Genomic DNA, 12654 nt, shown 5'->3' with positions numbered 1-12654 from the left:
ACCACCGATACCGACATTCGGTCGAGGTAGCGATTTGACTGACGTCACCACTTTTGACTGACGTAACCCTGATCCTGAACGCATGTCACTTTCGATGGCATTCTGGCCGCCGCCGTTGTCTCCGGGTTGGATACCCGGAATCGCCTCCGCGCTTGATCGGATGCAGCCCGGATGTCCATAGCTGCGGCTGGTGTGGATGGCCGAAGATATTAGCGAGCGCCGTCCAATTCCCTGATGCTGCGCCGCACTACAGCGCGCTTAGCCCCAATTTTCGAACATATCCAGCCGCGGCCCGAAGGAACTTCGATCGCTACCTTTGCTAGAACCATTCAAAAAGGATAGGCTGATCTGGTCAACGGGTACGAGAGAAAAGCCTGGGACGTTGGGGACGTGGGACGCTGGAGGGGTTGCTTGATCGGAAGGCGCGGTCGTCTTCACGGCGGGTGCGGCGGGATGGAATCCGATCAGACGGCCGTTACCGCGGCCTGGACGGGTCTTGCCGTCGGACTTTCGTGAGCGAACCGGCAGTTGCAGCAGGCATTCCCCCGCATTCAGGTGAATGATCGCAGGGCCCGTCATGAGCGGGTACAGCACCTTTCACTTCGGAGGAGCCGGGATGGACCAACGAGAAGTGCTGGCGGCATGGGAGAAGTTCGTCGAGCGCGGAGCGTTATCATCCGACTTGAGATCATCGGTCGCAGCGTCGTGGCAGCGATCCAGGAACCATCGCGTCACCGTCGACCGTGCGCGAGCGCCGCTCGTCGCGGACGCCGAGTTGTTTCGTCGTCGCTCCAAATACGCGCCGCTCCGTCATGCCGCCCGCTGCGCTCTCGAAAATTCAAAAACATTTCTACGCGATGCAAACTCAATCATGATCCTCACCGATCCGAGTGGGCTGATCATCGATACGCAGGGCGACGACAGGGTCATTGACGCCGGCCGCGCAGTCCATCTCGAACACGGAGGTCGCTGGAGCGAGGCCGACATTGGCACCAACGCGATTGGCGCCGCGTTAGCTGAATCGAAACCTGTCCAGATTCACGGTACGGAGCATTTCTGCTCGGAGGTGCAGCGGTGGACTTGCGCTGCCGTCCCGGTTCATGACCCGACCGATGGCGAACTGCTTGGCGTGGTCGACATCTCGGGTCCTGCGAGCACCTTCAATCCGCAGAGCCTGGCTTTGGCCGTCGCGGTCGGCCATCACGTGGAAAGCGTTCTGGCTCAATCAGTCCGACAGGAACACGAAGAGTTGCTATGCCGCTTTCTCGGCAAGAGATCGCAATGGGCGAACGATGAATGCATCGTGCTGGATCGTCGTGGCATGATCCTCCACGCCACCGAGCGTGCTCTGAACGCACTCCAGCACGATCGCCACGGCATTCACAACGACGCGCCAACCCGCTTTTTGAAGACGGTTCCCTTCGACGAGTGGCCGAGCAGGCTGAAGAAGCTGCTTCCCAACGCGAGCTTCAACTTCGTCGAGAACGAACGCTCCGGTATCGGCGCAATCGTGGTGCTGCATACGCGCCGACGCCAGTTGATCACGCATCCCGACGCCCGGAAATCGAGGTCCGAATCCGAAGGCGGCGAGACCGCGAGTTCATCATCCGCCCGAAAGGATTCAAAGCCGGAACCATGGTCTCTTCAGAGCATGGCCGCCAGCTTCGTTGCGCGCGACCCGGCGGTCCGAGCCATCGTCCGTCAAGTCGAGACCGCGGCAGCACGCAAGATGCCCATCCTCATCCGCGGCGAGACCGGAACCGGCAAGGAACAGCTTGCCCGCCATGCCCATATCGCGAGTGGTCGAACCGGCGCGTTCGTTCCTGTGAATTGCGCCGCCCTGCCGGAAAGCCTGATCGAGAGCGAGCTGTTTGGCTATGCCGAAGGAGCATTCACTGGGGCGCAGCGCGGCGGCTCGATTGGACTGGTCAAGGAGGCCGACGGCGGCACGCTGTTCCTTGACGAGATCGGCGACATGCCTGTCGCGCTGCAGGCGGTGCTTCTGCGCCTGCTCGACGACTGGACCGTGCGCCCCGTCGGCGGCGTCAGATCGAAGGTCGATGTCTTTCTCGTCTCCGCCACCAACGCCAGGTTGGACAAGGCCATCGTCGAAGGTCGGTTCCGATCTGACCTGCTCTATCGTCTCAATACGCTCGAGGTCACTCTGCCGCGACTTCGGGATCGAACCGACTTTGATGCCATCGTTCGCCATCTGCTCAATACGATCGACCCGAATTGCGAAATCACGCCGACCGACATTGCGCATCTCGCCGCACGTCCCTGGCCCGGCAACGTCCGCGAGCTCCGCAACGTTCTGGCGCGATTCAGCCTTGCCGCCGCGGACGGATCCATCAACGGAGCCAGCGTGGAGAACATCGTTCACCCCGCCGGAACGGAGTCCGGATCACTTCACGACATCCATCGCGCGCGAATCCTGGTGGTTTATGCCGAGACCGCCGGAAACGTCAGCGAAACCGCGCGCCGTCTCGGCGTCTCAAGAAACACCATTTATCGCGCTCTCGGGCAGAAGAAGCCCGAGTGATGCGATAGCGCCTCGAATCGCTGGATGTTGCGAGTATCGCAGCATGCCCGGCTATCGACGGAGCGCCGGTCGCTTCGAACCGATGATCCGCTCCGTTCAGAGCAGCTCAGCACCACCACCTCGGGCCGGGCCCGCGGTCGGATCGTAATCATCCGGCTTCTTGGCGATCAAGGTCTGCGTCGTCAGGATAAGTCCGGCCACCGATGCCGCATTGCGAACCGCGCTGTAGCAAACCTTGACCGGATCGATGATGCCAGCTTCGACAAGATCGACCGCCGAGCCATTGCGCACGTCGAGCCCGTGGCCATTCCCGGCCTTGGCAATTTTCGCAACCTCCGCCTCTCCGTTCAGGCCGGCATTGGCCGCGATGTAGAAAAGCGGCCGGCTGAGTGCGCGTTGCAGCAGTTCGGCGCCCTGCCTGGCGCCTCCGTCCAGGCGATTGATCAATTCGTCGAGCCTTGCAGCGATCCTCAGCAAGGCCACTCCGCCGCCCGGCACAATACCTTCTTCGAGCGCAGCGCGGGTCGCGTTGATGGCATCCTCGATCAACTGGGTCCGACGCTTTTGCTCGACCGGCGTCGCGCCGCCGGCGAGAATCATCGCCGTGCCGCCGGACAGTTTTGCGATGCGCTCCTGGAACTTGTCCCGTTCGATATTTTCGGGAGCGGCATCGTATTGGCGCAACACCTGTTCGCGTCGCGCCGCGATGGTCTTCTGATCGCCACCTCCCGCTGTGATCAGGGTCTTCGAGGCGGAAATGCGTACCTGGCGCGCGGACCCGAGGTCGTGCAGTTCCGCCTTCTCGAGCCTTCCGCCCAGATCAGCCGAGATGACGCGCCCTCCGGTCGCGATCGCAATATCCTCGAGCATCGCCTTGCGCCAATGGCCGAACTCCGGCGGGTGAATCGCGGCGACCTTGAAATTGGATTTCTCCCGATGCGCCAGCAATTGCATGATGACCGATGGCGCCACTTCCTCGGCGATGATCAGCAAAGGTCGCGCGCTCTTCTCGACGAGCGAGATCACACCAGCGAGTTGCTCCCCGGCCTGGATCTTGAGATCGGTCATGATGATGAAGGGATTGTCTAGCACAACCTGCATTTTCTCGACATCGGTGACCATGTGATGTGAAAGATAGCCTCGATCGAAGGCCATGCCTTCGACGATTTCCAGCGTCGTCTCGACCGTGTTGCCGAATTCCACCGCGACGATTCCGTGATTGCCGGCGCGCTCGAAAGCTTCGCCTACCATGTCGCCGAGGGCTGTGTCGTTGGCGGCAATGCTCGCAACAGCCCGCAGGCCGGCAGGCCCCTGCAGCGGTCTCGCCGACCGTCGTAACGCCGTGATGGTTTCAGTAACCGCCAGTTCCAGCCCTTCAACCAGATCGACCGGATTGGCGCCGGCCGCCAGACATTTCAGGCCTTCCTGCACAAGAACATCGGCGAGCACGGTGGCCGTGGTGGTGCCGTCCCCCGCCACCTCATTGGTTCGCGCTGAAACCTCGCGTAACACCTGCGCGCCCATATTCTCAAACGGGCATTCAAGTTCGATTTCGCTGGCAATGCTGACGCCATCGCGCGACACGATCGGCGTGCCGATCGGTCGATCCATGATCGCGTTCATGCCCTTCGGACCCAGCGTCCCGCGCACCGCCTTGGCGAGCTTGGCGACGCCCCGGCCGAGCGCGGCCCGCGCAGCTTCATCGTGCAACATGATCTTCGGCATTCTAAAATCCCCGACTTTGCCTTGAGGTCGTCTGGTCTGGCCTGGTTATCGACGCTGCGCACCGGCATCACGGCCCATGTTGCGTACCCGGCGACGCCGGCATCGCCCTCGGTTTCGGTACGAACGGTGTCTCGAGGTCGAACCGCGCGGCAAGCAGGCCACGGCACAGCGCGCCGTTGAATTCGGCATTGATGCCGACGCGCCGTAGATTCGATACGTATCCGGCAAGGCTGTCCGCGCTTAGCCGTGCTCCGTTCGCATCGACAAAGGCAGGCCCATCGCCGCTTGCCGGGCCCACGACCGCACGCCGCCCAAGATAGCGCTGAATCAGCTTCTCACCTGCATCGTCGAGCGGCAGGCAACCCAGCTCCTTCAACGTCAGGCTCACGATCTCTGTCGGCGACTGCCCCAGCGCAGCGAGGTGGCCGAGCAGCGCAACCTGGCGGCGCTGGAACGCTTTGACCAGGAATGTCTGACGCAGATCATCGAGGCTGCCATCGGCCTCGGTGCCAAACGTTTCCTGGAACGAACGCCCCTGGGCGAGGCCCGCATTGATCTTGTCGGCATACATGTGCTCACCCAAGACCACGCTGACGCCCTTGACCCAGTCCAACGCGCTGACGGCCCGGCGCATGTCGTCTGCCATCAGGAATGAGAAATTGGCAGCGCACCAATAGGTCGGCAAGCGAAACTCGATGTGGACGTGGTCCTTCGGATCGACGTCGGCCTTGGTCACGAAATTCAACTCGGTGACGGACTCGTCGAGTTCCGGATCCATCACACCTTGCAAACAGGCCCATATCTGGGACTGCTTGTCATCTGACGAGCGGCTTCTCGGTCGCTCCCTCCCCTCAACGCCACGCTCCATGACCATCACCTCGGCGCGTGAACGGCTTCGGGCAAATGGGCATAACCGCCGCCGGCTCGGATCTTCTTCTTCTGCGCCTCCACATCGATGCCGTAGATGCGGGCGGCGTTGAGGCCGAGAATCTTGGTCTTGGCCTCCATCGACAACACCGAACCGGTCTCCTTGGTGACGTCGGCCGGAATCTCAAATGCCATGAACTTGTCGATCAGCCATTTCGGCGTCCAGATGCCGTAATCGCTACCGTAAAGGATCTTATCCGGTCCAACCCAGAACAGCAGTTCGGAAATCACATGGGCGAAATAACCCGGCCGCGAATGGATGAAGGGCAGCGCCACCGCAAGACCCGCATAGACGTTGGTCTCCTGGGTCGCGATCCAGCAGAAATCGTCAAGCCTCGGCAAGCCGCAATGCTCGACGATGAAATTCAGGTCCTGGAACGAGGTCGCGACATCATCGATGTCGGCCACGTCGAACGCATCGCGGTTGAGCGGGATGATCGTCGGCCCCTTGTGGACGTGGATGTTCTTGATGCCGAGCTTTTGCGCAGCCTCGAGATACTGGTAGGACGCCTTGTCGGTCAGCTTGTAGCCCTTCGATTCACCGCGCCATTCCGCGGTGTAGAGCTTGACGCCCTTGAGTTTGTGCTTCTCGGACAGCGCATGAAGAGCTTCCAGCCCCTTGGTGCCGTCACGCGGATCGAACGCGCCATTCAGGATGAAGCGATCCGGATGGCTCTTCTTCATCGCCGAATTTCGTTCAGTGGTGTTGAAACCGCTCTTGTAGAAATCGGTGAGATAGGTCGGCTGCAGGATCGCCATGTCGTCATAGCCGATGACGAACAGGTCGTCGAACATCGTCTTGGCATCGTATTTCTCGAACTTCTCCTTCTCCCATTTCTCCGAGGGCGGGCTCAGGTTGGAGTGGTAGGCGTAGAAACAGTCGATGAACTGCTTGCCGTGGATGTTCTTCTGGTTTGCCGGACTACCATCCCAGAAATGCGTATGCCCATCGATGACAAAAATCTCTTCACCCTTGGCTGTCCTGTACATGGCGTTTCTCCCGATCCCGCTGGATGGCGTGTTGTTACGAGGCGCGCGATTAATGTCGTCGAACGAGCCCGGCCGGCTTCGCGCCGGCCAGGGTTTGTTCGCAGGCGGTCATCAGACGATGTATTTCATCATCTCGTTCATGTCGCCGAACAGCATGACGGTGTTGTCATCCGTCATCACCATGCGGCCGTAATGCGTCGAGGTCGAGATCTCGAAGAGATGTGGGGTCATGACCCGGCCGAGCTCTTCCGAGATCTCGTCCATCTTGAATTCCATCTTGCCGTCTCCATCGATACGAATCATTGCCGGCATGTATGTCACCTTGATGTGGTCGTGACGGCTCATGACCTCGGCAATGGCACGCGCCTCGACACTATCGTTCATGGTGACCCCGCATTGATGCGACACCGTGTCCTCGAACGTGATGTCTTTCATCGATTTGAAGATGTTGTCATTCTCGTGCAGCATGTCGATCTCCTGAAGAATTGAGTGAGGATGTGAAGCGGTGTTGGTTACGACGCGAGGTTTGCCGGAACCGTCAGGCCAAGCTCGGCAGCAATGCCCCTGATGCGATTCTTCGCGTGCGCCAGCGCATCGGCGAAAGCCGCGACCTTGACACGCGGCTGAGACCAGATCGGCTGCAGATGATTGGCGGCATCGAGCGCGAGATCGGCATGCCTGGCCAACCATTTGTTGAACAACGCAAGGTTCTGCGCCGCATAGGTCGGATCGGTGCCGAGGATGTGGAACAGCTCGACCGTGTTGGCGAGATTGCGCTCATAGTCGGCTTCCGCGGCGGAGACGACAGCCGGAGTGATGAAGTCGTTCTGCGCAGATGCCGCCTGCATCAGGAAGCCTGAACGGAACAGTTCTCCGATAAGCGACTCGAACACCACATTGGTCGCAAAATATTGCTCCAGATAGTCGTTTGAACCCATCACCGACTCAACCGACTTGCGCACGCCTTGCCAGATCGGATCTTCCAGCCAGTGCTTCTTGCCGGCGGCAATGTCGAAGCCTGGAAGGTCGAGGCCGATTTCGCTCAGATAGAGAGTGATGTCCTGCGCGAAGCGAAGCTTGTAGGACGAGTTGGTCAGGATCGCATTGTTGACCATCTGCGTGTAACCGTAACGCTGCGCCTGCATCGTGGAGGTGCCGAGACCGAACTCGGCATGCTTGTAGGCGCCGAGATGGTTCTGCAAAATCTTCACCCAGGCCGGATCGAAGCGGGTTGGCGCGCCCGATTTCCGGCCGTTCTCGATGGTGTTCTGCACCATGCCGCAAATCGTCGACTGGCGTTGATAGTGCGTGCGCTCCCATTCCTGGTCGACGGCACGGAACTTGTGCCAGTTCGAACTTTTCGCAGCCGTCCAATCCTTGGAATAGGTCGGCGTTCCGTCCGGGAAGGAGATGATCCAGTCCTGCAGCAGATAGCGCTCCGGATCCGGTTGAACGTCGACCGTCATGTCCTCGTAGTGGGTCGCTTTGCGGCCCTTGGGTTCGAAGTAGTTGTACTTGCGACTGTCAGAGCCGGGGAACACTGCGGCCCCCGCCGCCCCGGATTTGACGATTGCTGCCGGCTTGGTTGCTGCTGCTCTACTTGCTTGCGCGCTCATTGCTCACTCCCTCTTGCCATTCTGTTCTGCGACGAACTTTTGAACGCCGTCATCGCACGGCCGGCGTAAACTTGTCGAAGTAGATCTGTTCGGGCTCGACCCCGTTCATTTGCAGGACGGGCAACACGGCGTCGATCATCGGCGTCGGCCCGCACGCATACGCGTCGATGGCACCGCTCAATTTCTCCTGGCCCAGATGCCGCTGCACGACCTCGTGGATCAGCCCGGTCTCGCCGTCCCAGCCATCGCCCACCTCGGCATGCGACAGCGCCGGCACGAATTTGAAATCGTCGAGCCGCGCGGCGATCGCCGCGAGCTCTTCGAGATAGAACAGGTCGGCACGGGTGCGCGCACCATAAAAGAACCGCACCGGCCGCTGCTCGCCGCTGCCGATGTGATCGGCCAGGATCGACCACAGCGGCGACATGCCCGAACCGCCTCCGATCAGCAGCATCGGCCCCGGCCGCTCCTCGCGCCGGAAGCAGGTGCCGTAAGGCCCCTTGGCGGTCACCGCATCCCCGACGCCGAGCTTCCCGTCGAGCTGGGCCGAGAACGCCCCGTTCGGGTATTTCTTGATGATGAAGCGGAGACGGGTCGCTTCAGACGGCGGGTTCGCCATCGAGAATGCGCGCGTGATGCCGCCATCCTCCAGCGTCAGATCGACATACTGGCCGGCCCAGAACTTCATCGGTCTGTCGATGTAGATCTCCAGCAGCCTGATGTCGGACGTCAGCGCCGTCACATCAGTCACGCGGCCGGCAAACGCCTTCACCGCGATTGAACGGCTGAGCAGATCCTCGTCATAATTGAGCAGCTCGACGCTGATGTCGCTGTAGACATGCGTCCTGCACAGCAGCACGTGGCCGGTCTCGCTTTCGTAGTCCGGCAAGGCGAAGGTCGAATATTTCAGCAGTTCGATGTCGCCGTCGACCAGCCTGGACTTGCAGCTCCCACACTGGCCCTCCTTGCAGCCATGCATCAGCGAGATGCCTTGGCGAAACGCCGCGTCGAGCACCGTCTCGCCCTCTTCCACTTCCATCTCGATGCCCACCGGCTCGAAACGAACCTTATGAACCAGCACGTCCGTCATCGTCCCCGCCTTGTCGTCACGGCAATTGAACAGAACAGCCGGACGAGCCTTCGCCGGCCGCCGGCAGGAGGGACCGCGAAGCGCGGCCCCTCCCATCGTCACGCTTAGTGGCAGGGGTTGATCTTGAAGCCCTTGCGATACTCGGCCGTCGCGACCTCACGTTCGGCAGGCGAGAGCGCCCGGAACCCGCGCAACGGACTACCGAGCGTGTGGCCGCGCACGTGATCGAGCGTCCACATGTCCTTGGCGTCGAAGCGCAGATGCGGCTGTGCGATCATGGTCTTGCCGTCAGGCCGGACAAAACCGAGATCCTTGATCGCATCGGCGACATCCCAGCCGTGGTAGCAGTCTTCCCATTCGCGGCGACCGCTGAAGCGGCCCATCGCCGGCGTCGCCCGCCCCTCGTATTCGGCGGCGAACGCCACCTTGTGGGTCCAACGGCAGCCTTCCGAGCAGTAGGTGTAGATCTTGCCGTCGACTTCGTCGCAGACGAAGTCTTCACGGATCAGGCACGGAACCATGCAGCTCCAGCATCGATGCGGGTACGTGTAGCCCACTTCGCTGTTGAAGAGGATGTTGGTTTCGCCGGGCACACTGAGCTTTGCGTGCCACTTCCAGAAGTCGCCGAATTCGGCGTACCAGCCCGGATATTTATGCTCGAACCACTCGAAGTCCCGCTCGGTCTGGGCCTCGATGCGCCAGAAGTTCACCGACCAGCCGACCGTGAAGAACTGCGCGGTCTTGTGGACGTAGTTCTTCTTGACGATCCGGTCCCAGGCGGCCGCGACGTCGTCGTGATGGATCTTGATGCCGTACTTCTCGAGCGGCAGCATGTAGGTCCGGTAGTAGTCCTCGTAGATCCATCGATGCCAGAGCTCCGCGTAGGACTCCTTGTTCTTGTCGCGGTTGGTCGTGCCGTATTCGATGAAGGTGCCGATCGCGGCGTCGACGATCGCGTGGTTCTGCCAGAAGGCGTATTTCAGGTCACGTTCCAGCAATTGGTGGTTCGACGGATCGTTGATCATTGCCATCAGCATCGAGTGGCCGTTGCCGATGTGGCGGGATTCGTCCGACTGAACCGACAGGAACACGGTCGGCAGCGCATAGTCGCCGTTGCGGGCGGCTTCTGAGGGCATCGCCACGAACAGGGTGTTCGTGAAGGCGGTTTCCGCGACCACGGTCAGGTAGACGTTGGCGGCGGTGATCGCGTCACCGGTCAGGAAGCCTTCGGCGAACTGGCGGCCGATCGTGGTCGCATAGCACTTGCCGAACGCGGCTTCGGTGATATCGAATCCGGCGGGATCGATATAGTTCTCCATGTACCACTTCTTGAGGTTCATCTGGATCGTCGAGTGACGGAACTCGTCGACCATCTGCATGGTGAAGCCGGTGCGCAGTTCCTCGCCGGGCGCGAGCCGCCCGACCATCGCCATCGAACGCGCCGCCGAAATCTCCGGGAACGGGATGATCGCCAGGAACAGCTTCATCCACTCGACCCAGCGCGGCTCGACATTGCGGAACATGTCGCCGCGCAATGCGGCATCCAGCGCGCCGTAGACCCGGTTGTCCTTTTCCTCCTGCATCGGGAAATAGGACCGCAGCACCTGCTTCATCGGGTCACGCGGCGTCTTCGAGATCTTGTAGTCGGTCGGGAACGTCATCGCCTCCTGCACGTAGCTTGGCGTCCAGCCAAGATCCGCGACGCGGTTGGCCGCTTCAGCGATGCTGATCCCTTTCTGCGCGGTTATCTTGTTCAGTGTCAGACTTGCGGTCATTTCCAGCTCCTTTGAACGTTGCGTTGCTTCCGGCATTCTCGTTTTGATCAGAGGTCAAAACCCCTGGTTCGTTCTGTTGAAATTCTCGGCTGTAAAACTCACTTTGAGTCCGTCAATGGATTGATCGATCTGTTGACTTCGTCGTTCCTCGTCACCCTCCGCTGGCCCGTTTGATGAGAGGTTTTCCTTCGGCGACGAATTTCGCCGAGAGAACCAGTGCGCCCGTGGCGAAATCCTTGCCGTGCGCGGCGATCATGGCTTCCGCGATCTCGGCCAGCTGGATGAAGAAGGCGTCTTTCGACCTGTCCTCCTCGCTCATGCCCGGTTGCGGAGACGGCATTTGCTTCTGCCCCTCTGATGCAATCATGGTCGCCTCGTTCGTCATGCGTGCCCAGAACGTTCGTGTTCGCCGGGTGACGGGCCGTCGTCGATCTCGCGCAGTGACGTGTTGAGCCACTCACGCTCGGCCACCAGGCGCCGATCCTCCTCCCGGAGCAGCTCCAGGCGTGCGATCGCCCGCTCCAACTCCGCATGCGCCTCTGGCCCGGCTTCGGCACGCGCCGCGCCACGCACGGCACAGGCGAGCTCGATTTCGGCGCCACCGCGGGCATGCTCGTTGGTGATCTGCCGCTCGTTGTTGTCGACCATCTCGTCGATCACCTTGTCCCGGGCGATCATCCGGTCGCGGGCGCGCCGCAGTTCGGCCGCATCCCCGGCGGTGATCTGTGGCCTTGGCGGGCTGTCGTCTGTCACTCGCGCCACTCTCGCTCGACGATCCGGACTGAAGCTTTGCATCTCGCGGCACATGCCCTAGGGGATCAGCACCGCACGGCCATGAATGCGCCCGTGATGCAGATCATGAAGCGCCTCGTTGGCCTGGCTGAGCCGGTATTCCCTGGTGTGGAGTTCGACGAGGCCGCGGTCCGCGAGCGCCATCAGCTCGACCAGTTCGGCATAGGTGCCGACCAGATTGCCGACGATCGTCTTTTCCGACGTGATCATGTCGATGGTCGGGATATCGATCTTCCCGCCATACCCGACGATGTAGTAGTAGCCGGCGTTCGCCGTCATCGACAGGCCCTTGGCGATAGCGTCACCCTCGCCGACAAAATCGATTACAGCCTCCGCGCCCCGCCCGCCGGTCAGCGCCAGCACGGCTTCAACTTCATTGCCGTCAGCCTTCACGAGATGATGCGCGCCACACTTCTTGGCGAGCTCGAGCGAGTCTGCAGCGCGATCGATCACGATGATCTCTGCCGCGCAGAGCGCTGCCAGAACCTGGATGCCGATATGGCCCAGCCCGCCGGCGCCGATCACCGCGACATATTCACCCGGCAGCAGATGGCGGGATGCCTTCTTGGCGGCACGATAGGCCGTGAGGCCGGCGTCGGTGTAGGGAGCGACGTCCTTCGGTGCGAGCGATTTCGGCAACTTGATCAGCGAGCGCTGGCCAGTCAGCAGATATTGCGCATAGCCGCCATTGGCGTTGATGCCGGGAAACGAACTATCCAGCGCGTGCATGTCGTCGCCGCGGCGGCATGCCAGACAATGCCCGCTGGTCACCAGCGGATGGCAGATCACGCTGTCTCCGACCTTGACCCCTTCGACACCCGGCCCGATCGCCTCGACCCAGCCGGCATTCTCGTGACCCATGATGTAAGGCAGCTTGACGTCGACCTTGCTGCGCCAAATGCCTTCGACAATATGCAGGTCGGTGCGACAGACGCCGGCGCCGCCGATGCGCACGATCACGTCCATCGGACGCGAGATCTTCGGGTCGGTCACGTCCTCGAACCTGACGAACTCCTTTGCCGTCAGCTTCTCGTCGAACTCATGCAGCACCGCCGCTTTCATTGAAAAGGCCTCCCCAATTTTTTTTGTTCTGCCGATCGGACGCGATCGCGATCCCGCTGAATAAGTCAGCAAGGGCTGTGCCAAGCCCACAAAGGCCTGATCTTCCTATCGTTCTTGCGTTCGCCGGCATGCGCG

At 61.1% G+C, this 12654-nt stretch carries 11 protein-coding genes; 1 reads left to right on the top strand and 10 read right to left on the bottom strand.

The annotated features are described in order from the left end of the window. Positions 1 to 616 precede the first annotated feature (616 nt). Positions 617 to 2542 carry a sigma-54-dependent Fis family transcriptional regulator gene (locus tag JQ573_RS24445; protein ID WP_212315920.1) on the top strand — a complete coding sequence of 642 codons (1926 nt, stop codon included), beginning with the start codon at positions 617 to 619 and terminating at the stop codon, positions 2540 to 2542. A gap of 96 nt (positions 2543 to 2638) precedes the next feature. Here the strand turns inward: JQ573_RS24445 and JQ573_RS24440 are convergent, their stop codons facing one another. The 10 genes from JQ573_RS24440 to JQ573_RS24395 all read right to left on the bottom strand — a co-directional run bounded on the left by JQ573_RS24440 (position 2639) and on the right by JQ573_RS24395 (position 12519). Further along, a complete protein-coding gene (locus JQ573_RS24440) occupies positions 2639 to 4267 on the bottom strand; it encodes a molecular chaperone GroEL (protein WP_212315922.1) in 1629 nt (542 codons plus the stop codon). Between the two features lie 67 nt (positions 4268 to 4334). Continuing rightward, the gene (locus JQ573_RS24435) at positions 4335 to 5135 is read right to left on the bottom strand and encodes a metal-sulfur cluster assembly factor (protein WP_283815109.1); all 801 of its coding nucleotides are present in this window, start codon (positions 5133 to 5135) and stop codon (positions 4335 to 4337) included. Between the two features lie 5 nt (positions 5136 to 5140). Continuing rightward, the gene (locus JQ573_RS24430; protein ID WP_212315926.1) at positions 5141 to 6184 is read right to left on the bottom strand and encodes an amidohydrolase family protein; all 1044 of its coding nucleotides are present in this window, start codon (positions 6182 to 6184) and stop codon (positions 5141 to 5143) included. Between the two features lie 111 nt (positions 6185 to 6295). Then, positions 6296 to 6652, bottom strand: coding sequence for an MmoB/DmpM family protein (locus tag JQ573_RS24425; protein ID WP_029085595.1), 357 nt, complete (start codon positions 6650 to 6652; stop codon positions 6296 to 6298). 44 nt (positions 6653 to 6696) lie between these two features. After that, positions 6697 to 7800, bottom strand: a complete 1104-nt coding sequence (locus JQ573_RS24420; RefSeq protein ID WP_212315927.1) for an aromatic/alkene monooxygenase hydroxylase subunit beta — start codon at positions 7798 to 7800, stop codon at positions 6697 to 6699. Between the two features lie 49 nt (positions 7801 to 7849). After that, the gene (locus tag JQ573_RS24415) at positions 7850 to 8890 is read right to left on the bottom strand and encodes an NADH:ubiquinone reductase (Na(+)-transporting) subunit F (protein WP_212315928.1); all 1041 of its coding nucleotides are present in this window, start codon (positions 8888 to 8890) and stop codon (positions 7850 to 7852) included. 104 nt (positions 8891 to 8994) lie between these two features. Continuing rightward, entirely contained in the window at positions 8995 to 10665 is a 1671-nt protein-coding gene (locus JQ573_RS24410) for an aromatic/alkene/methane monooxygenase hydroxylase/oxygenase subunit alpha (protein WP_212315929.1), read from the bottom strand. Positions 10666 to 10816: 151 nt separating this feature from the next. Beyond that, on the bottom strand, positions 10817 to 11050 hold the full coding sequence (locus JQ573_RS24405) for a hypothetical protein (RefSeq protein ID WP_249132235.1): 234 nt from the start codon (positions 11048 to 11050) through the stop codon (positions 10817 to 10819). Next, complete coding sequence (locus JQ573_RS24400; protein ID WP_212315930.1) at positions 11047 to 11418, bottom strand: hypothetical protein; 372 nt, start codon at positions 11416 to 11418, stop codon at positions 11047 to 11049. Before JQ573_RS24400 ends, JQ573_RS24405 begins: the two co-directional genes overlap by 4 nt. A 57-nt stretch (positions 11419 to 11475) precedes the next feature. Further along, positions 11476 to 12519, bottom strand: a complete 1044-nt coding sequence (locus JQ573_RS24395; RefSeq protein WP_212315931.1) for an NAD(P)-dependent alcohol dehydrogenase — start codon at positions 12517 to 12519, stop codon at positions 11476 to 11478. Positions 12520 to 12654: the final 135 nt, after the last annotated feature.

Source organism: Bradyrhizobium sp. AUGA SZCCT0105 (assembly GCF_018129565.1).
Classification (GTDB): domain Bacteria; phylum Pseudomonadota; class Alphaproteobacteria; order Rhizobiales; family Xanthobacteraceae; genus Bradyrhizobium.
This window is presented reverse-complemented; position numbering and strand designations above follow the sequence as displayed.

Bases quoted from the DNA above. Each gene is read 5' to 3' on its own strand.
- JQ573_RS24445 (WP_212315920.1), top strand. From the start codon at position 617: ATGGACCAACGAGAAGTGCTGGCGGCATGGGAGAAGTTCGTCGAGCGC.
- JQ573_RS24440 (WP_212315922.1), bottom strand. From the start codon at position 4,267: ATGCCGAAGATCATGTTGCACGATGAAGCTGCGCGGGCCGCGCTCGGC.
- JQ573_RS24435 (WP_283815109.1), bottom strand. From the start codon at position 5,135: ATGGAGCGTGGCGTTGAGGGGAGGGAGCGACCGAGAAGCCGCTCGTCA.
- JQ573_RS24430 (WP_212315926.1), bottom strand. From the start codon at position 6,184: ATGTACAGGACAGCCAAGGGTGAAGAGATTTTTGTCATCGATGGGCAT.
- JQ573_RS24425 (WP_029085595.1), bottom strand. From the start codon at position 6,652: ATGCTGCACGAGAATGACAACATCTTCAAATCGATGAAAGACATCACG.
- JQ573_RS24420 (WP_212315927.1), bottom strand. From the start codon at position 7,800: ATGAGCGCGCAAGCAAGTAGAGCAGCAGCAACCAAGCCGGCAGCAATC.
- JQ573_RS24415 (WP_212315928.1), bottom strand. From the start codon at position 8,890: ATGACGGACGTGCTGGTTCATAAGGTTCGTTTCGAGCCGGTGGGCATC.
- JQ573_RS24410 (WP_212315929.1), bottom strand. From the start codon at position 10,665: ATGACCGCAAGTCTGACACTGAACAAGATAACCGCGCAGAAAGGGATC.
- JQ573_RS24405 (WP_249132235.1), bottom strand. From the start codon at position 11,050: ATGACGAACGAGGCGACCATGATTGCATCAGAGGGGCAGAAGCAAATG.
- JQ573_RS24395 (WP_212315931.1), bottom strand. From the start codon at position 12,519: ATGAAAGCGGCGGTGCTGCATGAGTTCGACGAGAAGCTGACGGCAAAG.